Source organism: Ignavibacteria bacterium, assembly GCA_015709655.1.
Lineage (GTDB): Bacteria > Bacteroidota > Ignavibacteria > Kapaibacteriales > Kapaibacteriaceae > OLB6.
In genome coordinates, this window is sequence record CP054181.1 from 456,067 (window position 1) to 477,822 (window position 21,756).

Consider the following 21,756-nt stretch of genomic DNA (forward strand, 5'->3'; position numbering starts at 1 on the left):
TACAACTTCGATCTTCGATTTTTTTTTTGACCGGTCAGTGGGCTGACACAGGTTTCGTTATTCAATGCCTGCAAGCTGAAGTTTTAGGGCTGACAACTGAACCATGTTAAAGGCATTGTGCGGCAACGTTGGCAAGAGTTTGGAGTAATATTCAATTCCTGAGTGGAGGTTTGCTTTAAACTTTGAAAAACATTTCTTCTGCTTTTCTTCTACAGCTGCCTTACTCTCCTGGATTTGTGTTTTCAGGTAGTCAATATAGAGCTGCAATTCGTTAACAAACATGTGCGGACGTTCGAGTTTATTCGTCAGCTGAAGCTGACCGTATATGTGGTGCACCATTTCTTTTAAGGAGAACACGCCTGAAAAATATGCAAGGTTGGGCCCCGGACAAACTGCTACGGCAGACATATTATGGGACAGCTTCATTGAGTTCTTCACCCGGACCGAAGCTGTGAGGCCCTCGCACAGACAGTCTTTCTCCTGCAAGGCATTAACTTGTTTTTCAAACTCGTCTGCCGGCAGATTCATGCTTTCGAGCTGCTTGATTTTGTAGTTCTGGTACTGTCGTGACGATGTGCAAATGATTTTGTCAGTAAACTCGGTATTACTACGAAGGTAGTTCTTATAGCACGGGCTTCCAGGGCGCCCTTTCTGAATTCGCATCTTGCGCTGGGCTTCTGAACTTGTCCGGCGGAAATTGTTAAACGGAACTCCCAGGGGGGAAGAATTACTCAGGTAGAAATCTTCTTTCTGTGCTGCTGCCAGGTCATGAAGGGTTGTTTCATCAAGATTGGTTGCTTCTGGTACAAGCAAGAACGGGCTTCCCCAGCCTGTACCATCCAAACCATAATACTCAAGCAGAAAGTTGTTCTCTTCAGCGGTACCAATGCCACCCTGGGCAGATATGCGTTGTTGCGGAGGAGCCGTAAAACAGTGTTTTCCTTTCTCCTGGAGCTTACTGTTGCATAGTGAAAGGAGTTCAGCATGAAGCTCACTACGTTTTTGCTTAAACTCTTCCAGGATGGGTCCCATCAGTACACCTTCGGTAGCAAAGGCATGTCCCCCGCAGTTAAGCCCTGATTCAATTCGGTATTCAGAAACCCAGATTCCTTTCTTAGCCAGAATTTTACCCTGTACCAAGGCTGATCTGTAATCGCTAACTTTTAATATAATCGTCTTTCGAAGTGTACCGTTTTCGTCGGGGAAAAAGTCATCGAACTGCTCGGCATAACTGAACAAACGCGGATTGTATCCTGCAGAAATCACAAGAGACGATGAAAGGTTGCTTTGAGCAAAGCCCCGGAGCGACGAAAGCGCATCCGAAAATTCGTCAGGCAGCTGATTTCCTGCCTTATCGTACCTCGGATTATCCACCTTGGCCATGATGTTCACGTCAACAGCACCCGGTTTAATCAATGCCCGTAACTGTTGCTTCATTGCAGCTTGCTGCTCACTATTGGTTTCGTGTAGCATTTGGTGAAACAACTGTTTGTCGGCAGAGGTTTCTGGCAGCAGTTCAAAATACTTCCACAGATCTGTACCCGGTGTAAACTCCATGGCGCGGAGCTGGGCTACCTGCATGTCTACAAGCTCCTGCAGTAAATTCAGGTAGGCGGTAATCCGTCGGGCACGGTAATCAGGCTCTTTCTCGGAAATTGGAGTAAACTCCAGATTGTTCTGCTCGGAGTGATATCGGCGCATATCTTCAATCAGCTCATCGTCAATAATCGAGACAACTGAGGATATGCCATACCGTGCAACTTTAACGGGTGTATCTATGCTGAAGCTTAAGCCAAGAACCGGGATATGAAAGGTGTGCGCCGGACGATTTATCATGATTATTACTATCGGGTAGAAAACATTGACCTCTGCAGAACAGATACATTGTGCCGTATTCTCACTACAAATTCGATCAATTTAAAATTACAGAGTACAAAACCAGTTCAAAGTTAGCTGATTAGCAACTGGCAACCGGAATTTATGTGCAAATTGTGCTACGGTGAGAAGTATTTTAACCCCACAATAGAGGCTATGAGTGTGAACAAGAAGAACAGGCGCCAAAAGTCGGTTGGGTCTTTAAAAAAAACAATTCCCATCACCGTTGTTCCAATTGCGCCAATCCCTGTCCACACGGCATACGCTGTCCCAATCGGGAGAGTCTGAACTGCCTTAAGTAACAGGAGCATGCTGATTGCGAGTGAAACCAGAAATGCACCATACCACCAGTACATCTCGGGTCCGGAGGTTTCCTTGGCCTTGCCCAGACAAGAGGCAAATACTACTTCAAAGAGACCGCCAATAATCAGGTAAAGCCAATTCATAAACCCAAGCCCCTTTCAAAAAAAGTCACGTCGAGTACTACCTGCCATAGACGTGGAGTACACGGGATTTTTTTTTCAGTGTCCGTAACGTAACGTAGACAATGACGCCAGTACAAAAAACCGCAATCCAGACGGGACTGGCGGAAAGGTGTTTGTGAAAAACAGATTTTGTAGCTACTTCAACAATGGTAAAGGCTGCGATAACTCCAAAGAAGCCTGAGTATTCACGTCGGAGAACGGTGCGAAACGAAAAACTCAGTGATGCGGCTTTCCAATTGCCTGGTTTGGGGATAAAGGCTGGTACGCGCCGGGTGTAATCCTGGTATTCAGCGCCATAGGTGTCTTGCAGGAAGGCTTCTTCGGCGGCAACAATCAGGCGATAGTACCACCAGAAAACAATGGTGTAAACAACCGGAACCCACCACAGTCCAAAGAACATCATTACGCCTAATATCATTACGTAGTTACCAAGGTAGAGGGGGTTGCGGACAATTGAGTACATCCCGTCAGTATTTAAACTGTTGGCTATCTGGGTGTCAGTATTTCTGCCTGATGTTCCCTCCGGAACAAATCCAACCGTGTAACAGCGTATCGCCAGGCCAAGCATTGATATCAGAAAGCAACTAAGCTCCCAGGCCAAAACTGCAGAATCAGAAAGAAACGGCGGCGTGTACACCAGAACTGCCGACACGATTAGAACAACAAAAGCCAGCGGCAGGTAACTCCGCCACCTGAATAACCATTGCCCTACTGTTACCTGCTGTTGAGATTTCACGCTACGTCCTTTTCAGAAAAAACATGCCGACTTCATAAATCATGACCTACCGGTCCGTGCCGGGTTGGATTGACCGTATCAACCATTGTGTGGCCCCTGTCCGTACAGACATTCAAGCATCAGCCTTGCAGGTATCGGATACCTTTCAGTGGCAGCCGTATACTGGTACACTGTGCGGAGCCGGACGCACTATCCCATGTCCCGGTCACGGGTACCATAAGAGCACGTGGTACGGGGTCCGTTTAGAATGGAAGGTCTTCCAAGTCGTCAGAGATATTACCTGCAACTGCCGGCTGAATCTGAGAATAATCTGTGGTTCCTGTGTCGGGACCGCCTGCCTGAACGGATTCGATTCGCCAACATTCCAGGTTAAGCCAGTAGTCGACTGTTCCGTCCTTCCGCTGAAACTGTCTCCCTTTCAGATTAAAGGTGACCTTCACCTGGTTGCCAAGTTTATAATTATCCAGGAGGGCTGTTCTATCCTGAGTTACCTGGAATTTGATTGACTGCGGGTAATTCCCGTCGGCAATTTCAAGAACGAATTCCCGCTTTTTAAAGGTGTCCGTTACCTGCGTGGTATCCATGATTGCCTGGATCGTTCCGGTGATATCAAATGCGTTTGCCATGGTGCTTTAACAATTGTAGATGAGAGAATAGATTGCTTATTTGTAACAGTACCGTAAACTATGAAAACTGTGACACAAATGCTGTCAACGCCTGGCTCAAACCTGCGGTATTTCGTGCTCCCGCGGTTGCCATGTGAGGTTTGCCGCCTCCGCCTCCGCCAAGTTCCTTGGCAACCCTTCCAACCAGACTTCCTGCCGAATACTGCCCGGTACGGTCATCTGTAACCACGCAGACCAGCTGCACCTTATCACCGGTAACGGATGCCAGCAGTCCAACCCCGTTGTGTTTCAGTGCAAGCCGCAGTTCGTCGGCTACGTCTTTAAGCTGCTCAGCCGATTCGGCTTGAATTTGAGCAGCAACAATGCGCAGATCCCCTGCCACACTGGCCTGTTGCACGAGCTGAGGGATCTGCTGCTTCAGCCTGCCCGTCCGTACAGCAAGCAGATCCTTTTCAAGCTGACGGATTTTTTCGGTCAGCTGCACATGCTCTTCCTCCATTGCGGTTAGCTGCAGAGTCTGCCTGGTTATCCACGCCGGGATGCTGGTTCCTACTATGGCTTCGATACGCCGAACTCCGGCAGCAACACTTTCTTCGCCCACAATCTTGAACAGTCCGATCTCGCCAGTTGTCTGTACATGTGTTCCACCACAAAACTCAACCGAGAAATCGGGATCAATCGTAACAACCCTGACGGTACTTCCGTACTTATCACCAAAGAACATTTTCACGTTTGGTATGGTTTGGGCTTTCTCTATTGCAAGCTCTTCAGTACTGACACTGATGTTCTTGAATATATAGTCGTTTACCATTGACTCGATTGCGGTAAGCTGATCTGTGTGCAGCCGCTCATAGTGCGAGAAGTCAAACCGGAGATGGTCAGGAGCTACCAGTGACCCGCTCTGCTGAACGTGACTGCCAAGCACCCGCCTGAGAGCTTCGTGAAGGAGGTGTGTGGCGCTGTGTTCACGCTGGATATCCCTGCGACGCGGAACATTCACTTCCACGCGGGCTACGTGTCCGACGGCTGCGTCCACCACCGTTTCACACAGGTGCACAATGGCATCGCCAACTTTGCGCACGTCGTCAACATCGTAGGATGTACCACCAACGGTAAGTGTACCGATATCTGAAACCTGACCGCCCATTTCAACATAGAATGGCGTTTCTTCCACCACAACTTCATTTTCTGAAATGTAGAGCAGGGGGCTTTCGCAGACGTAGTGGTTATAGCCAACAAATCGCGACTGAACGCCCAGATTCTCGGCCTTCACTTCGTTCACGTGCAATTTCCGGGCAGCACGGGACCTGGTACGCTGTTCGTTCAGCAGCTCGGTGAAGTGCTCCTTATTTACGGTAAGACCGTATTCTTCGGCAGCAATGAGTTCGGTAAGGTCAATCGGGAACCCATACGTGTCATACAGCTTAAAGGCAACGGCACCCGAGAGTACCGGCGATTGCAAATAATCAGCAAGCCGGACAGCATTGTCGTAACGGTGGATTTTCCCATCGGCTCCGGCAACCTCAATGGGACTATCCGGGATAATTGATTGTCCGGGTACCAGGCTCTGGCCATCCGGCAGAGAAACTGCAACAAGATTTTGCCAGGCCAGCAGTAATTCGTTTCTGCCATTATCCAGCGTTACCAGGAATTGTTCTTCTTCTGCTTTAATAATTTTTGTTATGAGTTCTTGCTGACGCTGCAATTCCGGGAATGCACTGCCCATCACGGAACAGAGTACCTCAACATGCTTCCACAACACAGGCTCAGTAAAGCCCAGATTTCCAGCGTAACGTGCGGCTCTGCGGAGAATTCGGCGTAACACATAGCCCCTTCCCTCATTCCCCGGTATTGCACCATCGGCAATTGCAAAACTGAGTGTACGAATATGGTCGGCAATCACTCGCATCGCAATGCCGTCGGGATGATCAAGTTCTTGCCGGTAACCCTTTCCGCTGAGCTTCTCGGTATGGGCAATAATGCTGCGGAAGATGTCGATATCATAATTACTGCCAACGCCCTGCAGGAGTGCAGCTATGCGTTCGAGTCCCATTCCGGTATCAACGTGTTTTGAAGGAAGTTCTTCCAACGTCCCGTCAGCCTTGCGGTTATACTGAATGAACACGTTGTTCCAGATTTCGATCACACGGGCATCACCGGCATTAACCAGCGGACCGCCACTGCAGTCCGGCGTATAGTCATAGTGGATCTCGGTACAGGGGCCACACGGACCGGTGTCACCCATTTCCCAGAAATTATCCTTCTCATCGAATCTGTGGATGTGCGACTCCGGAAGAAATTTTTTCCATATCTCATAGCTCTCGTCATCAGTACGATACACGGTGGCATGCAATCGTGTTTTGTCAAGCCCCCATACCGTGGTTAGCAGCTCAAAGCTCCACTCAATTGCCTCTTCTTTAAAATAGTCTCCAAAGCTCCAGTTCCCCAACATTTCAAAGAACGTATGGTGATAGGTATCGCGTCCAACCTCCTCAAGGTCATTATGTTTACCACTTACACGGATACACTTCTGGGTATCAGCAGCCCTGGTATATGGTCTGGAGCCTGTCCCAAGAAACACATCCTTAAACTGATTCATTCCGGCGTTGGTAAACAGGAGCGTGGCATCACCGTGGGGAATCACGGGCGCCGATGGCACGATGGTATGTCCGCGTTGTGCGAAAAACTCCAGGAACGATGAGCGTATCTCTGAACAGGTCATAGTTGGCATTCAGAACAGAATTGGTAATGTCGGAACGATGAAGTACAAAAAACGTTGGTACAAAAGTACGAGCCACCGCCACCCTGCCCTCCGACACCAAACTGTTTTCCTCCGTAAGTTGCATGTATGAGTAGAGTAAGGGCGGTTGTGCCTGTCCTGTTTGTATTCGGAGCGGTACTAAGTTTTACCTGGTCCACGGTAAAGGCCGATGAATATCGGGTTCTGATAGCTGCTTCATCCGACTTCGACGACAGAATCGGCGTCAGCATCGAGCTGCCTGAACTAACGTCGGACACCAGCGTGTTTGTATTCCCGGTCACCGTCCCTGGCACCTACGAAGAGCACTTGTGGTGGCGCCTTGTACACAATTTTAGAGCATTCGACGCTTCCGGAAGCCCCCTCCCAACCTCACGTTCTGCCGACTCGCAGTTTGTGATTCCCCGGCAAACCGTCAGAGTGTCGTATCGGCTTGATGATTCGTTCGACGATCTGGATTCACGGGTAAACATTTTTCAACCGGCTGGAACAAGCTTTCAGGGCGATACAGTTTTTGTCCTTAACCACGGTGGCGTGGTGGGATATGTAGATGGCAAACAAACCAGGCCATACACCGTTAGAGTTGAGCGCTCACCCGAGATCGCAACATTTACGGCCCTACAGGTTCTGGAAAGGGGCTATGATTTTGATGTCTATACCGCTCCCACCTACGATGCCCTGGTGGATGGTCCGGCATTACTGTGCAGGGCAGACACCGCCACTTATCAGAGCGGTGGTGCACAGATTTTAGTTGCCGTATGTGGTACCCCAAACGGTAAGCCACTAGCACCAGCATTTGCAAAGGGGTTCAAACGAGCCACCGATGCCGTCGCCGATTTCCTGCCGTCAATGCCGGTAAACAGATACACTTTTTTAGTATATCTGTGGGATAAGGACACAGTGAACGTTAAACGCACAAAGTATTCGGTTGGTGCTCTGGAACATAACACTTCCAGCATGTACTTCCTGTTTTACTCCACTCACCCGAAAGGCTATGAAGAGATCGCTGCACATGAGTTTTTACACATTCTTGTCCCCTTACATCTACACAGCAAGGAGATCGGTCGTTTTAACTTCCGGTTTCCGGCAATGAGCAAGCACTTGTGGCTGTACGAAGGTGTGACCGAGTATTTTGCCAATCAGGCAGGGCTGCGTGGCAGAACATCTACCGAAAAAGATTTTCTTCAGGCAATCCAGCGGGGCGCCCGCAGCGCTGCCTTTGTTCCGGACACGTTTTCTCTGACGTCATTTTCGAAAAATGTGCTTCTTCACGATAATCAGAAAATTTACCCGGTGATTTATCAGATAGGTCCTGCGAATGCCTTGCTACTCGACATCCTGCTGCGCTCTGAAACAAACGAGAAAATGGGTGTTCTGGAGCTTGTGTACGGACTGATGGGCAAGTATGGGAAAGCTGCTCCGTTTGATGATGACTCGCTCTTTGCCGATATCGGAACACTCACAACACCCACCGTGCAGTCATACCTTGAAACCTACGTTGGTGGTGCACATTCACTTCCGTTTGCACAGTACCTGCCACTGATTGGATGGGAATTTGCTGACTCCACACAAGACTCTGCCCTTGGCTTCGGGATACACATTGACCGCGATGCTTCCGTAGCAGATACTATTTATCTGATTGCCGACAGTACCAATGTGTTTGGATTTAAGACCGGCGATATCCTAATGAAGGTTAATGGCAGAACGATCAATGAGGCTTCGCTGTGGAACGCACGGAGACTCTGGCGGGCTACAACTACAGATCCACTGACGGTAACTGTTCAACGTGACGGACATGTTATCGAAAAAACAGCAAAACCTACAAACCGGCTGGTTATGCAATACAACGTTATCAAGGAGTCAGCCTCGCCAACAGAGTCTCAGCTGAAGTTTCGCAAGTTGGTTCTGTACGGGATTCGCGAATAACAGATGCACCAATTCCTGCTCTCATGCACTCCGCCGGTTTTGTAGCCCGGTATCATCGGAGAAATGGTGATGCTCACTACAAATGGTCGTTCACGTATTCAGATTAAGCCATAGTCATAGCAGCAATTGGCAGCTAACCACCCCATGCTTTGCACAGGAGATCCGTAATCCGGTCATTCGCAGCCACATGGTCTGACGCTACCGCACACTCCGGAAATTATTGTACCGGCATAGCTGGTATTTTGGTAACTACCATCACAGTGCAGTGTGATAAAGTTGGGTATGTTGCGTAACCATTACAGCATGGACCTGCCAGTCCGACGATTTTTCTTAATGATTACGTACGAGGTTCGATATGAATTACTACTTCACCAAGGTCACCAATTACACCATGACTGAAGCACGCGAAAAAGTCACCGAGGCTCTGAAGACAGAAGGCTTTGGAGTACTGACGGAAATCGATGTTCAGCAAACGCTGAAGAATAAACTCGACGTTGACTTCCGTCCATACCTCATCCTGGGTGCCTGCAATCCATCCTTTGCGTACCAGGCACTCACCGCAGAACCAAACATTGGCGCAATGTTGCCATGCAATGTGATTCTTCAGCAAACTACAGACGGTGGCACTGAAATTTCAGCAGTCGATCCGGTGGCATCAATGAAGGGTGTTGACAACAGTACGCTGGGCTCAATAGCAACAGAGGTACAGCAAAAACTGCAGCGCGTTATCGATAGAGTGTAAGGGGCTCGGCCACACGCAGCAACATCTACATTAAAAACAGGCTGTTGAGTTCCTGATAAGTTACGTCTGCTGATAACAGTATCCCGGGGTCCGAATGATGCCGCAGTTCCGATGCAAGGCGCCTAAGGTAGCTCAACACTGCCATGTGCGGACGTGACCCGGTACTCACCCGATTGATCCCGATTCGTTGCAGCTCAGCAAAATCCAGAGATGCAGTAATTAGAATGTTTATGGGATGAGATATGTGTTGTCGGAGCTGTTCAACAACAGTTATATCGGGTACAAACGGTATAAAAATGCAGTCAGCACCCGCTTCAGCATACGCGGATGCCCGTTCAACAGCAATTGCAACTCTGTCCTGAACACTAACAGAGAGGACCATGGCATCGGTGCGGGCATTAATCACAATCGGGACACCCAGCTCGGTACCGATAGCACGAACCTGTGCAATAAGATTGCTGTGTTGTGAAATAGAATTAAGGTTTTCAGTATGGTTATATCCATCCTCTAGATTAATACCAACGATACCATTGCGAATAAGCGCAGTAATAAAGCCGGCAAATGCAGCAGGATCATTCCGATAATATCCTCCCTCGATATCAGCGGTGACCGGCACGTTGGTAACCGCTGCAATGCGACTGACTGCATCAAGCATCACCTCGGCCGGGATGTGCTCTCCATCGGCATACCCGCGCGCCCATGCCACCCCCGCACTTGTGGTAGCCACAGCAGGAAACCCGGCATGTTCAAAGAGTCGTGCAGAAACACAGTCCCACGCATTCGGAAGCAACAGCGTTTCCCCTGAGTAGTGCATGCCACGAAACTTCTCAGCCCTGGCGGCAAAATCGGCATAATCAGCGTTCACTACCATAACGTGCTTTTTAGTAAATATGACTGTATGGGTTGGAATCGAACACTGGCTTTAAAACATTGCCTGGATAACATTGTCAGCTGTAACGGCATGAAGGTAACGCTCAAGATTAATGCTGTTTAAAACAGATCGCAGTTCATCTTCGGCGTGGCGTACACCTGTAAGCAAGTGCTCCAAATCTTCCACGCCAAGTTCCGAGAAGAAGTCACCGTAAATCTTAGCCCCTTTTATGATGCCGTCGTGTACATCCAGATTCATCTCAAGCAAACCTCCTGCTGTTCGAATAGCTTTCTTGAAATTGTACTTTGGTGACTTTCCGTAGTTCCATTCGTACGTGGCGTACTTCTCATCTCTAAGTTTCTTTATTTTTTCCTTGTCTTCATCGGTAAACTCGTACAGTCTTGCACCCGGATATGTTTCCAGGACGTATTTCATGATTTTCCGGGTGAACTCCTCAATGCTTATCGGCGAGGGAAGATGATCGGAAATGTTGGTAATACGCTTGGGAACTGATTTTACTGCTTTGTCAACATACTTTACAGGATTAATGCGAAGTGCCTCGGTAACGCTCCGTATCTCGGAAGCGAACAGCAAACAACCATGGTGCAGTATTTTACTCCGATAAATATGGGCTGCATTCCCTGCAATTTTCTGTCCGTCAATCATTATGTCGTTCTTACCCTCGAAACGGGCATCAGCGCCAAGCTGCCGGATAACATCAATAATCGGTCGGGTAAACTTCCGAAAGTCAGCAAGGTTAGTATCTGTTCCAGCCTGTGTAAACGAAAAGTTCAGATTACCCAGGTCGTGGTAAACGGCACCACCGCCCGATAGTCTGCGCACAACTGCAATGTTATGTTCCTTAACGTAGTCGTAGTTGATTTCAGCAAGCGTATTCTGGTAATGCCCAACGATAATGGCATTATCATTACGCCAGAGCATAAAACAGTCTTCGTTCAGGTGTTTCAGGATATACTCATCGGTGGCAACGTTAAAGTAAGGGTCTGTTGACTCATGGTAAATGCACAGCATTACAGTTCTTTCACCTTTATCACCCGCACTTTCCATACATCCGGTCCTTTTTCAAGGTATTCCCACCGGAACGGCTCCTTGCTTTCTGCTTCCATCTGATAGTAAAGGGGCTTGGGATCATGATCGTTGATAAAATCAAATGCCTCACCTGTTTTAATATCTGCAAAGGCTTTGTAGAACATTTCATGTCGTTCCGTTGGCGGGTACGGCCGAATATCAAACTCATTTACGACCGAATATCCTGTATCACCCATTCCGCTCTTTGATTTCTTGGTGATATGGACAACATATTCATTGGGCTCTTTTTTCTTGTAAATCCATGAATGCTCACCTTCGAACTTCATGATAAAGATGCCGTGAATATCTACAGGATCTTCTGGTGAAATCAGCTCCATGGTTGTATCTTGTTCCATCATGCCATAGCGGTGAAACACGATCTGACGCCAGTCGCTCTTGTCTGCCTTCCGAAGATCAAGTAACGTAGAGATGCCAACGAATTCTCGGCTCTGTGAATCTTCTGTCCGTGTCACCTGTACCTTCCATTCCCTACCACCACGGTTTAGATATTCCCATCCTACAACATCACCGTAAATCGATCGGAATTCATAGTAAAGCGGCTTGGGGTCGTGATCATTAATAAAAACAAAACTCTCGCCGGCAGGTAAATCGTTAAACAGTTTAATGAGAAGCTCATGTCGCTTTATCGGCACAAGGGTGCGAACGTCTAATTCGCCATCACTATTACGAATTTCTTCCATAATACTACATTTATTTAATTGGTGAAACAATATCTACTGAATTGTGTGTACAAACTTAACGTGTGGAAGCCGGGAAAGACGGTTTCATGTATTCCGTAAGTTTGGAGCGTTACGAGCCAGTTGCTTCTGGCATCAGCACACCATACACAACAAAGGCACAGCATGATTCTTCAGCCCGACTCTTCGAATCTCAGTGACTATCTGACGGAAATCCCGGGTATTATTGAGTTTAGCACTCCCGGTGTTCAGGCAACAATACACACGATTACGCAGAAGGCTTCAACCGATTACGACAGAGCCCGACTGGCGTTTGAATATGCTCGTGACGAGATTCGACATTCGTTCGATACCAAGAGCAGCAGAATAACAATTAGCGCCGAGGATGCAATTATCCATCGTGACGGGATATGTTTTGCAAAGTCGCATGTTTTGGCAAGCGTCCTTCGCGGTATGGGGATTCCCGCCGGTTTTTGTTATCAGAGAGTACTCCGAAAAGGAACCGTTGAATCGGGCCATGCCCTGCATGGGCTCAACGCCATGTACCTACCCGAAACCGGTTGGTTCAGGGTTGACCCGCGGGGTAATAAGCCTGGCGTTAATTCACAGTTCTCAACTGAAACTGAGCAGCTTGCCTACCCTATCCGGCCAGAGTATGGTGAGGTAGATTATCCACAAATTTTCGCACGGCCGCTTCAGTCAGTCATCGAAGCGATGCGGGATTCTGCTAACTGCGACGAGTTGTTTTTTAACCGGCCTGACCACGTTTAACCTACAGAAAGCATTAGCAGAAACACCGATTCGGTGTGACCTTTCGGGGCCGTGAGGACTTCTGACCGGAGTGCCATCATTTGGCGTTTTGCAGCATTGGGGTACCGTCTATCGCAAGTGAAATCAGCCATTCTTTCCAGAGCCTGCACACATAATGCCGCCCGTGCCGTATGAGTTTCCGACTCAGCACCGGTTTGCATTGCTATCGGTACACTTCGGAGTGCTCTCACGTCTACACAGAACTCACGTTATGATCTGACTCTCTCCATTCAGTTTCGTTCCCCAGTATGCTGATGGAAGCGGAGATATCAATTTCAACAACCGGTGCATCCAGAACGGGTTTCGCATTGGGTTAAGCACTTGTGCTACGAACACCATTGTTTTCCAACTATCTTCACGCATGATGATTTCTACGTTCCGGGTTAGAGTTATCTAAAACTCATTACCATTTCGAAAACGGTATTACCTGCTTTTGTCCGTCCGGTTGTTCAATCATAACAAAATATAAACCCGGTGCAAGGTGTGAAACAACAATACCTGTACTGCCAGACGTCGTCTGCCGAAGCTGCTCTACACCAAGTGCATTTATAATACGGTACGGTGTGCCGCTGGCAACTGACGGGATATAACACACGTTGCTACACGGATTGGGATAACCCGCAAGTTGCCTAGAATGTGCTTCGTCCACCGACGAAACTCCAATAATCACGGTTTGGCAGATTTTGGCAGTATCGCAACTGTTGTAGGCTGTTAAACAGACTGTGTACTCGCCGGCTGACGGAAAGATGTGTGCAACACTAGCAGCAGTATCGGTTGTTCCATCACCAAAATCCCACACATAGCCAGAGGCATGCCTTGACAAATTGGTAAAGTGTACTGTATCTGTCGAGGTCTTACCACTGTCACCAATAAAGTCTGCACGCAATACCTTATCATAACGGTAGGCTGCCGATAAACTATCTGCAACTACTTCCTGGACGGCGTTGCGAATTGCAACGGCCTGTTCGGGCAAAACCGGCGTAGTAATCTCAAGATTCATAACATCATCTTTGAAGAAGACGCTGTAAAACGAGTAAGCAGAGGCAAGGGTACCGGCCATACTTGGATGACTATTGTCAGGCTGGTAGAGTTCGATTTCAGGATTGGTAGTGCGCAGCCGACGCCATACCGGGCCTACCGGACATAGCACGCCGCCGGTTCGCTCGGCAGCCATGGTATAGCGTAGTGTTAGCAGACTGTCCATGCCCTCGTACGTAGCCAGCGGTGGAAAGAAACCTGCGTTAACAGGATCTCCAAACTTGCGTCACCAGGTTACATAGAAAACCGTCTTAGCACATGGTGAATACGCATGAATCAGGCTGTCCATTGTTATCACGTGCGGAAAAAACTCCTGTTCCACCTGTCCGTCAGGGAATGACGGAATCTGACTTTGTTCCTGCAGAACCACGAAATCCCAATTCCCTTCCTGCAGTAGCTGTAGCGTTACCGGGTTTGTTGTATGCTGCCACAGAGTTGTTCCGCCAGGAATACTTGCCTGATATTCAATATCGTTACCAGCTGATTGTGTAACCTGTTTTACAACCTCAGGCAGGTTGTTCACGGCAGTATAGCTGTTACCGATAAACAGTACGCGAATGGTTTTTGCGGAGGTTTGCAGAACAGCAATTACAAACGCCAAGAGAATGATCGGTAAAGGCGCATAAATCATGAGCTTCTTCATACCACAAAAATACGAATATGCTCCTGGCAGAGGGAGGATACGGATAACCTTTGGGAGTGCTTAATCAGACAGCGGTACGTGCATAAGCTACGGCATTATCATGACCCGGGTGACGAGATGCTCATTGTTGGTGACTTCTACCAGGTAATACACGCCGGAGGCCGCAAACGGTACCCGAAACTCTGTGTTAGTATTTCCGTTGCGCGCAGTCGCGGCTACAGCTTCGCCGTTCGCAGTGTATAATGTTGCGTTAATTGTAGATGGATGTAGATCCACCGGCTGACTGTGCCGAAGCACGACGCCACGCACCTCGTTTACCGGAAGCGGACGTTCGGCGACCGACGTGTTGGTACCATCAAGTCGAAGCCAATACATTGCATAAGAACATCCGATAAACATGCTTACAGAATCCATCGGAATGATAGCACCGATGCTTCCCGAAGGGGGAGCACCATCAGAGCACCGTGAGACGGTGTGCCATTGCGTCTCTGACTTGGAACGCATTCTCAGGATTCTGCCGAGCGAGTAAAACAGATAATTATCTGTTGCCGTAAATAGGTCAAAATACCTCGTAGTGGTCCATGGATCCGTTAGATCAATTTCAGGCCAAACGTTTTCTTCAGTTACAGTTTCGGTTTCCAAATCATAGGTTGCTACACGTAGCTCACCTGAGTTTAGATAGATATAGCGTTTGGTTACGGCCCAAATACCCATTTGGTAAAATGGTTTTAAGTTCTCGAATGAAAACGGGATGGGCCGTATGTTCCAGGTGGTCAGTGGTAACGAATTTGAAATGATCCAGGAATGTTTCACCTTACCGCTGGTGTCAAACTCCCAAACAGGTACGTACAGTGAATCATTGTACACCAACGGGGTGTTAATTGAAAATCGCTGTGCCAGTTTTGGGAGCTCAATTCGAGTACAGGTTCCGTCCGGTTGCAGGTCAAACAACATTCCCTTCTGTATCTCCTGTCCAACCGTATCATTATTCCGGCAAAACATCACAAGCTGTCGCCCCTGCTCGTCACCCACCGCCGATTCCATTAGGCGTGGGAGCGACGGAGAAAACGTAAACGTCGCGCCTCCGTCGGTGGACATTGCTACACGGTCCGGTATTCCTTTGTTCTCCCGCAGGCCCATACACAGATAAATCCTGTCGGTTGCCACGTGCCACCACTTGATTCGCTGGGGTGTGACCAGCTCGCCAGTGGTGGTCCAGGACAAGCCCCGGTCAGTGCTGTTTTGAATGACAGTTAAACGGTGTTCACCATACACGTCCGGGTCAGTGTCCGTGAATATAAGCCTGTGTAGTTGATTGTTCTGCCACTGATATGCGCCTGCAACGGCTTCACTCCCGCTTTTCTGCAAATTGCTCGTTTTTTCAGTAAACATTAAATTTTGTTGGAAAAACATGGTATCAACACTCGGAGTCAGGTCGGGTGCAAGCCATGAAATTCTGATCGAACCCGGTTCATCCCAGCCCGGTTCTACAACATACACTGAGCCATCCGGTCTGGGCAGGATGGCATTGGCAAACTGAAACCGCGCAGGAAGATCTATCGGGGTTTCAGGCAGCTCATACTGTTTCCAGTAGTTACCGGAATTGGTTGACACGTAGATGCCGTAGCGCGGCAACAACCCTAATCTCGTTGGCATACTCCCCACAGCCATCAGTTTGTTGTGATAATAGATAATGCTATTGATTGGGTCATACTTCACGCCCGGTATTCCCTCCTCGGTATAATACGTCCAGCTTAGTACGGTTCGATGAGCCATTGTCCGTCCGTTGTCATCCGACGTCCACAACCGCGTGGCAGTCCCACCGAACACCAGCGTTGTATCATCCACCCGGCAGATTGCAGTAATTCGGTTAGCAGTGTCAGACTGCAGAGTCTCCCAGTTGGTGCCGCCGTCCTGACTTTGAACGATTACACCCTTCGTGCCTGCAACAGTGATTACCGGGCCGTTGACATCAAGACAGGTAAACTGTCTGTCCTGCCGCTGCAGAGTAATGTTCAGCTTCCCTGTCAGCTCATCGTAAATAAACACATCTCCACTGTACGAAATCCCATAAACCGTGCCACCAATAGCCTGCAAATCCGATATCCATGCACCAACATTGCCTACTTCGTCCCAAGTCTCACCTCTGTTTCCGGACGACAGTATCTCGCCGTAGGCTGTCCCGAGATACCACATCCCATTAGCTGAAGTAAACGAGGTCAGAGCACGGCATTGTAACACAGATTGCTTCACAAAGGTGCGCTCTTCCACATTCCAACAAATCAGCGTACCACTGCCGGCTACAATAATGTACTCATTGTCCGACACCGGCTTGGTCTGATACCAGTCACCGGTAAAGCCGAAGCCGCTCAAGCGTTCCAGAACTTGTGCCGACACCGCCGTTGTAACTGCAACAGCGCAGATGCAATACACGGCACACGCGCATAGCTGTTTCATACAGGTACCTTTCAGGGTTTCATATTAGTCAATTGGGATACGTTATCGTTAGTTACCACCACTGATTACACCAGATAACATTGCAGTTCGGGTCAATGGGATACGTCCAGCAGCTGATGGGATCGGAGATAAATTCACCTGCCAACACGATCACTTCTCCAGCTTCGCCTTTACACACGTTCACCAGTCTCATGCAGCAGCCCGCCTCCTTACAGATCTCCATCACCACCTGTACATTTGTGGATCCTAATGGTTTTTGAGCCTCGTACCACGACCATGGCTTGGTTGGATCGTATTCAATCCCAACATACCCCGGATCCGATGAAACCGATACAAAATTCGTTGAGTACGTCCAGTACACCATTGCCTTCCTACACGGTGACGCAACGCCGGAACGATACGTTCTAACGTTTGGACATGTAGGAATTTGCTTTGGAGGTACTTTCGTTTCCGATTCTATAGCCAGCAGTTTATTAAATTCCCGCTGTATTGCATCAATCAAGTTCCCGTAGGAATAGCTCTGGAAGAGCTGTTCTCTTGTCATACATCCCGGAGGACTAAAATCATCCATCCACCAAAGATCCCCAAGCTCAAAATCATTACAACGCTTACTACCGAACACCTTCACCTTGACGCTGCACGGTGGCATCGCTGAAACCGGTACATAGAACTCCTTCTGATAAGCTCGAAATACAGGATATGGCAACACTGAATCTTCACACTCAGGGTCGGCCGGGGGCCATGCACAGATTGGATCAACTACCGTATTTGGGTCATCAGCCACTGCTGCAACATGAAGAGCAGGTATCATAACCAGCATTAGAATGATTCGGGCCGCTACCGTCGGCCACTTCCGGAATACACGACTCTCAGAGAGAGAGAGAGAGAGAGAGAGAGTTCATCACACGTCCTTCCCAATAATGGACAAACTGATTTGGGCCATTATACGACATTATTCCCAGTTTTCCAAGTGCCCCTACATCTCCTCATTAACGGTCCATCCGCCTGCGGGTTGCAGCAGTAAAAACAAAATCACAAGGATTCCAATACATGCCATCGCAATATACACTGTTTGTGTTGCCCCATAGAAAGTGAGTTGGAGGTATTCATGTATAGCGTTAGACGTACCCGGATGCAGCATTACATCAAGCAATAAGTTTAGGTTTGTTGGCAACTGCGACTGCAACGTACGAGGTGCCCGGTGTAGTTCCTGCTGCAACGAGATATTAAAGATGCCGCCAAGGACGGCGGCACCAATACTTTGACCTATATATCGAGAAAAGATATGGACGCCAGTGACTACACCGCGCTGCTGCCATGCAACAACTGATTGCACACCAACAATTGTTGGCGTTGACAATAACCCAAAACCAACGCCCAACATAACCTGGTCCAACACAACCCAGTACACCGGCGAGTTAAAGGGTATCAGAACAAAGCCAACTGATGCTGCAAAAACTATCGATGCGCCAATAAGGGCGGTGCTGCGAAAACCTATTCGCAGATACAGCCTGCCTGAGTACGACGATGCAACCGGCCACCCGATACTCATGCTTGCAAGGATAAAACCTGCCGCCAAAGCCCCCTGCCCCATTACTGATTGAGCATATACAGGCAAATACATGTTTGGTCCAAGCATCATTGCCCCCATGCAGACAATCGCGAGGTTAGCACCAAGTAACACGCGGTTCTTCCAAATCCAGCCCGGAAGAATTGGCTCGGGACTTCGTTGCTCGGTTCTGACGGTAATGATAATGAGACCTACCGATATCATAACCATGATTAACGTCTGATACGATGCAACGGCCCATATTTGTCCCGTTTGCATTAGAGTGAATATCACCGAGACACCGGAGAGCGTCATAATCGCAATTCCGCGGCCGTTGATGTAGTGCTCACGAGATTCAACATGTTCATTGAAAAACACGATCAACAAAATCAATGCTGTGATGCCAATTGGAACGTTGATATAAAAGATCCAGCGCCAAATACCGTACTGAGCAAATAACCCTCCAATGGCAGGACCCGCAATCGCGGCAATACCCCACACACTCGACAACCAGCCCTGAATTGTAGCACGCTCCTGAACGGTGTAGATGTCGCCGGCAATCGTGTTAACCGTTGCCAGAATCGAACCGGCACCAAGCCCCTGAAGGTCCCTGAATGCAATCAGCGACATCATGTTCCATGATGCACCCGAAGCAACCGATCCAACAAGAAATACGAATGTCCCCCACAGTAATACCGGTTTCCGACCATAGACGTCAGCAAGTTTACCATACAATGGTATAGTAACAGTTTGCGCTAACAGGTACACTGAATACACCCAGCTGAACAGCGAAAAACCGCCCAGGTCGACAACAATGCTTGGTATTGCCGTTGACACAATGGTTGTATCCATGGCAGCCAGCATCATGGTGCACATGAGTGCGGCAAGAATCCAGCCTTTACCGGACTGGATGGCAGGCCCACCAGATAGTTGGATCACGGCTAGTATTGCAGTGTAATTTCAGATAGGAGCAGGCTTAGGCTCGCTCGTCGGCACTTGGGCCGTACAGTCCGGGAACGGGAACATCAAGCAAACGCAGATACACGCCTAACTGTGCCCGGTGATGGTACACATGATTCATGCCCATTGACCTGATCACCGACAGCTTGGGAAGCGTAAATATGACGTGGTCGCCACTTCGAAGTGTCCAGCTCGAATTTGCAAGCTGTTCCGCTGTACTGGACTTAAGCGAAACAATCGATTTTTCAGTTCCTTTATTAAACTCGCTGATGATATCTGCCTTCGTGCGATCTTCCTGACTGGCTGAACCACCTGCAGCCAGGTCGAGTGAATCGGTAGATGCGATCACGCCCGGCCACGCAGCGAGTCGGGCAATATGTCTGGCCAGCCCATATACCGACATTGACTTGGCATGGGGCTTCCAGTCGAACTTGTCCTCCGGAATACCCTCAAGTATTTTAACGGTTCCGACTGCCTCATATTCGATTTCTGAAATGAGTGTTTCTATAACTGACATATCTTTTATCCCTTAATATTTTTTAATACTGTTAATAAACTATAGTATTTTTCGATCACGATTTCTGTTTGCCGGTACTGTATGGCCGTAATGCCTCACGGAGCTCTCGCACGGTAAGCACACCGGAATGCCGCCAACACTCAACGCCAGATTGGAACAAAATCAGCGTAGGGACGCTGTACACATGGTGAATCTTTGTCACTGCGGGATAGGCTTCTGCATCAATCCGAACCACATCGAAATACCGTCCCTCCTGTTCGGCCCATGCCCGAATAACAGCATCAACGGTTTGGCAAGAACCACACCACCCGGTAGAGAACTCCAAAAGGACTGGTCTGGCAGCTGTCATCCTCGCATCTGCATTATCAGGTATTACACCGAATCTCATCGAATATCTGTTCTCAGTTACTTCTTCTGCATATTAATGAACAACTCTGTACCGGTACGCGGACCAATGCTGTTATAGCACGGATCCATTGAATGTATCGTAAAATACGGCTGAAATACCGATGTGTATTCGTCAGCAGTACCGCCGAATGGTGGGCCCTGCCGGTCGAACTGACGATTAAACAATACACCAATAAGCCGGCCACCGGGTTTTAAGAGTGACGCAACTTTTTGTGCATATTCGGTACGACGCTCAAGAAGCTGGGCACAAAAAAACGTTTGCTCGATGATAACATCATATTGCCCGGTGTGTAAAAAAAAGTCACCACACATAACATTGACTGCAGAGCTGTGTGCAAACTTATCCTTCAGCCGTGAGCAAGCCTCGTGCGAGATATCCAACAGTGTAATATTGGTGAAGCCCCTTTCCAACAAATATTCTGCTTCGTACGCATTACCGCAGCCAGGAATCAGTATAGCGGCATCCCAATTTCCATACTGCTGTATGTATTCTTTAATCGGTGGAGTGGCATAGCCAACATCCCAACCTGTTTCACCCGTTCGCCACCGTTCATTCCAGAAGGCAGCATCAAGGTCGCGTCCGGGCACACCGGCAGCGTTGTTCAACTCCGTATCACTCATAATCCTGTATTGGATTCATTACTAAAATTTCTTACCAGCGGATTCAATCGCCGTGAAAACGTAGCAGGACGCATCATTAAGTTGAAACGTCCTGCTCCATGCGTTCGTAACAATTTCGTAAAACCAAGCTTACTGCTTAGCCAGGTACTCGGCAGTTGAGCTGTGAGTTGCCTTCATGGCGCTCTTGCCCTGCGACCAGTTCGCCGGACATACTTCACCGTGCTTTTCAACAAACTGCAATGCGTCAACTACCCGCAGGGCCTCATCCACACTGCGCCCAAGGGGCATGTCATTCACAAGCATGTGTCGAATCACACCCTCTTTATCAATCAAAAACAGACCGCGATAAGCAACCATGGATCCGGTGGCAACGATGCTTCCGTTTTCGTCAACCTCATACTCACCCTCCAGGACCTCGTAATTCATCGAGATCGTCTTGCTGGTATCGGCAACAATCGGATAGGTTACGCCCTGAATTCCGCCTTGAGCTTTCGGTACCTGCAACCAGCCCCAATGTGACTGTTCAGTGTCTGTTGAGCATGCAACAACGGCTACACCCCGTGATTCAAATTCTTTTAATGCATCCTGAAACGCATGGAGTTCAGTCGGACATACAAACGTGAAGTCCATTGGATAGAAAAACAGCACAACATGCTTTGAACCCAGATACTGATCCAATGAAAAATCTGATACTACCTCGCCGCCATTAACAACTGCTGCAGCAGTAAATGATGGCGCTTTTTTCCCGACAAGTGACATGTTGACCCTATTCAAATAGTGATGGTAATGAAAAAACCCGATAACGATTCGATGTCATCCAAATTGTACAAACAGCACCCATTGGTGCGCAAAACCTCAGTGACAAACAGCACACATTTCTGAGATTCTGCTCCATAGATTTCACTGTACCAACTGGCCTCTTCACACAACTGACAAACGCATTCCCA

The 21,756-nt window shown here is 48.5% G+C and carries 20 protein-coding genes; 3 read left to right on the forward strand and 17 right to left on the reverse strand.

Features of this window, described 5'->3' with window-relative positions:
- Positions 1 to 57 precede the first annotated feature (57 nt).
- The 5 genes from HRU79_01860 to alaS form a co-directional block, all read right to left on the reverse strand.
- Positions 58 to 1,836: a hypothetical protein gene (locus HRU79_01860; protein QOJ25457.1), complete on the reverse strand. Its 1,779-nt coding sequence runs from the start codon at positions 1,834 to 1,836 to the stop codon at positions 58 to 60.
- 158 nt (positions 1,837 to 1,994) lie between these two features.
- A complete protein-coding gene (locus HRU79_01865; GenBank protein ID QOJ25458.1) occupies positions 1,995 to 2,321 on the reverse strand; it encodes a multidrug efflux SMR transporter in 327 nt (108 codons plus the stop codon).
- Between the two features lie 37 nt (positions 2,322 to 2,358).
- Complete coding sequence (locus HRU79_01870) at positions 2,359 to 3,096, reverse strand: hypothetical protein (GenBank protein ID QOJ25459.1); 738 nt, start codon at positions 3,094 to 3,096, stop codon at positions 2,359 to 2,361.
- 242 nt (positions 3,097 to 3,338) lie between these two features.
- The gene (locus tag HRU79_01875) at positions 3,339 to 3,722 is read right to left on the reverse strand and encodes a DUF3127 domain-containing protein (protein ID QOJ25460.1); all 384 of its coding nucleotides are present in this window, start codon (positions 3,720 to 3,722) and stop codon (positions 3,339 to 3,341) included.
- Positions 3,723 to 3,780: 58 nt separating this feature from the next.
- Positions 3,781 to 6,444: an alanine--tRNA ligase gene (gene alaS, locus HRU79_01880; protein QOJ25461.1), complete on the reverse strand. Its 2,664-nt coding sequence runs from the start codon at positions 6,442 to 6,444 to the stop codon at positions 3,781 to 3,783.
- Positions 6,445 to 6,570: 126 nt separating this feature from the next.
- Between alaS and HRU79_01885 the strand changes: the two genes are divergently transcribed.
- Both HRU79_01885 and HRU79_01890 read left to right on the forward strand, forming a co-directional pair.
- On the forward strand, positions 6,571 to 8,406 hold the full coding sequence (locus HRU79_01885) for a hypothetical protein (protein ID QOJ25462.1): 1,836 nt from the start codon (positions 6,571 to 6,573) through the stop codon (positions 8,404 to 8,406).
- Between the two features lie 355 nt (positions 8,407 to 8,761).
- A complete protein-coding gene (locus HRU79_01890; GenBank protein QOJ25463.1) occupies positions 8,762 to 9,148 on the forward strand; it encodes a DUF302 domain-containing protein in 387 nt (128 codons plus the stop codon).
- Positions 9,149 to 9,173: 25 nt separating this feature from the next.
- On the opposite strand, the gene HRU79_01895 is transcribed toward HRU79_01890, so the two are convergent.
- From HRU79_01895 to HRU79_01905, 3 genes are read right to left on the reverse strand one after another with little or no spacing between them, the layout of a single operon-like run.
- On the reverse strand, positions 9,174 to 10,019 hold the full coding sequence (locus tag HRU79_01895; GenBank protein QOJ25464.1) for an isocitrate lyase/phosphoenolpyruvate mutase family protein: 846 nt from the start codon (positions 10,017 to 10,019) through the stop codon (positions 9,174 to 9,176).
- A gap of 51 nt (positions 10,020 to 10,070) precedes the next feature.
- Entirely contained in the window at positions 10,071 to 11,051 is a 981-nt protein-coding gene (locus HRU79_01900) for a lipoate--protein ligase (GenBank protein QOJ25465.1), read from the reverse strand.
- Positions 11,051 to 11,809 carry a DUF2249 domain-containing protein gene (locus tag HRU79_01905; protein QOJ25466.1) on the reverse strand — a complete coding sequence of 253 codons (759 nt, stop codon included), beginning with the start codon at positions 11,807 to 11,809 and terminating at the stop codon, positions 11,051 to 11,053. The genes HRU79_01900 and HRU79_01905 overlap by 1 nt, the downstream gene beginning before the upstream one ends.
- A 162-nt stretch (positions 11,810 to 11,971) precedes the next feature.
- Here HRU79_01905 and HRU79_01910 point away from each other — a divergent pair, with 162 nt between their 5' ends.
- Positions 11,972 to 12,577: a transglutaminase domain-containing protein gene (locus HRU79_01910; protein ID QOJ25467.1), complete on the forward strand. Its 606-nt coding sequence runs from the start codon at positions 11,972 to 11,974 to the stop codon at positions 12,575 to 12,577.
- 442 nt (positions 12,578 to 13,019) lie between these two features.
- On the opposite strand, the gene HRU79_01915 is transcribed toward HRU79_01910, so the two are convergent.
- From HRU79_01915 to HRU79_01955, 9 genes are all read right to left on the reverse strand, one after another.
- Positions 13,020 to 13,820 (reverse strand): PKD domain-containing protein, encoded by an 801-nt coding sequence (locus tag HRU79_01915; GenBank protein ID QOJ25468.1) that lies wholly within the window; start codon positions 13,818 to 13,820, stop codon positions 13,020 to 13,022.
- A gap of 60 nt (positions 13,821 to 13,880) precedes the next feature.
- Entirely contained in the window at positions 13,881 to 14,297 is a 417-nt protein-coding gene (locus tag HRU79_01920; GenBank protein QOJ25469.1) for a hypothetical protein, read from the reverse strand.
- Between the two features lie 87 nt (positions 14,298 to 14,384).
- On the reverse strand, positions 14,385 to 16,754 hold the full coding sequence (locus HRU79_01925) for an exo-alpha-sialidase (protein ID QOJ25470.1): 2,370 nt from the start codon (positions 16,752 to 16,754) through the stop codon (positions 14,385 to 14,387).
- Positions 16,755 to 16,806: 52 nt separating this feature from the next.
- The gene (locus tag HRU79_01930; GenBank protein QOJ25471.1) at positions 16,807 to 17,565 is read right to left on the reverse strand and encodes a hypothetical protein; all 759 of its coding nucleotides are present in this window, start codon (positions 17,563 to 17,565) and stop codon (positions 16,807 to 16,809) included.
- 165 nt (positions 17,566 to 17,730) lie between these two features.
- Positions 17,731 to 19,179: an MFS transporter gene (locus HRU79_01935; protein ID QOJ27242.1), complete on the reverse strand. Its 1,449-nt coding sequence runs from the start codon at positions 19,177 to 19,179 to the stop codon at positions 17,731 to 17,733.
- Between the two features lie 100 nt (positions 19,180 to 19,279).
- On the reverse strand, positions 19,280 to 19,780 hold the full coding sequence (locus HRU79_01940) for a DinB family protein (protein QOJ25472.1): 501 nt from the start codon (positions 19,778 to 19,780) through the stop codon (positions 19,280 to 19,282).
- Positions 19,781 to 19,835: 55 nt separating this feature from the next.
- Positions 19,836 to 20,168: a thioredoxin family protein gene (locus HRU79_01945; GenBank protein ID QOJ25473.1), complete on the reverse strand. Its 333-nt coding sequence runs from the start codon at positions 20,166 to 20,168 to the stop codon at positions 19,836 to 19,838.
- A 17-nt stretch (positions 20,169 to 20,185) separates the two neighbouring features.
- Entirely contained in the window at positions 20,186 to 20,809 is a 624-nt protein-coding gene (locus HRU79_01950) for a methyltransferase domain-containing protein (GenBank protein QOJ25474.1), read from the reverse strand.
- 129 nt (positions 20,810 to 20,938) lie between these two features.
- Complete coding sequence (locus HRU79_01955) at positions 20,939 to 21,568, reverse strand: peroxiredoxin (GenBank protein ID QOJ25475.1); 630 nt, start codon at positions 21,566 to 21,568, stop codon at positions 20,939 to 20,941.
- Positions 21,569 to 21,756 lie beyond the last annotated feature (188 nt).

Bases quoted from the DNA above. Each gene is read 5' to 3' on its own strand.
- HRU79_01860 (QOJ25457.1), bottom strand. From the start codon at position 1,836: ATGATAAATCGTCCGGCGCACACCTTTCATATCCCGGTTCTTGGCTTA.
- HRU79_01865 (QOJ25458.1), bottom strand. From the start codon at position 2,321: ATGAATTGGCTTTACCTGATTATTGGCGGTCTCTTTGAAGTAGTATTT.
- HRU79_01875 (QOJ25460.1), bottom strand. From the start codon at position 3,722: ATGGCAAACGCATTTGATATCACCGGAACGATCCAGGCAATCATGGAT.
- alaS (QOJ25461.1), bottom strand. From the start codon at position 6,444: ATGACCTGTTCAGAGATACGCTCATCGTTCCTGGAGTTTTTCGCACAA.
- HRU79_01885 (QOJ25462.1), top strand. From the start codon at position 6,571: ATGAGTAGAGTAAGGGCGGTTGTGCCTGTCCTGTTTGTATTCGGAGCG.
- HRU79_01890 (QOJ25463.1), top strand. From the start codon at position 8,762: ATGAATTACTACTTCACCAAGGTCACCAATTACACCATGACTGAAGCA.
- HRU79_01895 (QOJ25464.1), bottom strand. From the start codon at position 10,019: ATGGTAGTGAACGCTGATTATGCCGATTTTGCCGCCAGGGCTGAGAAG.
- HRU79_01900 (QOJ25465.1), bottom strand. From the start codon at position 11,051: ATGCTGTGCATTTACCATGAGTCAACAGACCCTTACTTTAACGTTGCC.
- HRU79_01905 (QOJ25466.1), bottom strand. From the start codon at position 11,809: ATGGAAGAAATTCGTAATAGTGATGGCGAATTAGACGTTCGCACCCTT.
- HRU79_01910 (QOJ25467.1), top strand. From the start codon at position 11,972: ATGATTCTTCAGCCCGACTCTTCGAATCTCAGTGACTATCTGACGGAA.
- HRU79_01915 (QOJ25468.1), bottom strand. From the start codon at position 13,820: ATGGACAGTCTGCTAACACTACGCTATACCATGGCTGCCGAGCGAACC.
- HRU79_01920 (QOJ25469.1), bottom strand. From the start codon at position 14,297: ATGAAGAAGCTCATGATTTATGCGCCTTTACCGATCATTCTCTTGGCG.
- HRU79_01925 (QOJ25470.1), bottom strand. From the start codon at position 16,754: ATGAAACAGCTATGCGCGTGTGCCGTGTATTGCATCTGCGCTGTTGCA.
- HRU79_01930 (QOJ25471.1), bottom strand. From the start codon at position 17,565: ATGATACCTGCTCTTCATGTTGCAGCAGTGGCTGATGACCCAAATACG.
- HRU79_01935 (QOJ27242.1), bottom strand. From the start codon at position 19,179: ATGTGCACCATGATGCTGGCTGCCATGGATACAACCATTGTGTCAACG.
- HRU79_01940 (QOJ25472.1), bottom strand. From the start codon at position 19,780: ATGTCAGTTATAGAAACACTCATTTCAGAAATCGAATATGAGGCAGTC.
- HRU79_01945 (QOJ25473.1), bottom strand. From the start codon at position 20,168: ATGAGATTCGGTGTAATACCTGATAATGCAGATGCGAGGATGACAGCT.
- HRU79_01950 (QOJ25474.1), bottom strand. From the start codon at position 20,809: ATGAGTGATACGGAGTTGAACAACGCTGCCGGTGTGCCCGGACGCGAC.
- HRU79_01955 (QOJ25475.1), bottom strand. From the start codon at position 21,568: ATGTCACTTGTCGGGAAAAAAGCGCCATCATTTACTGCTGCAGCAGTT.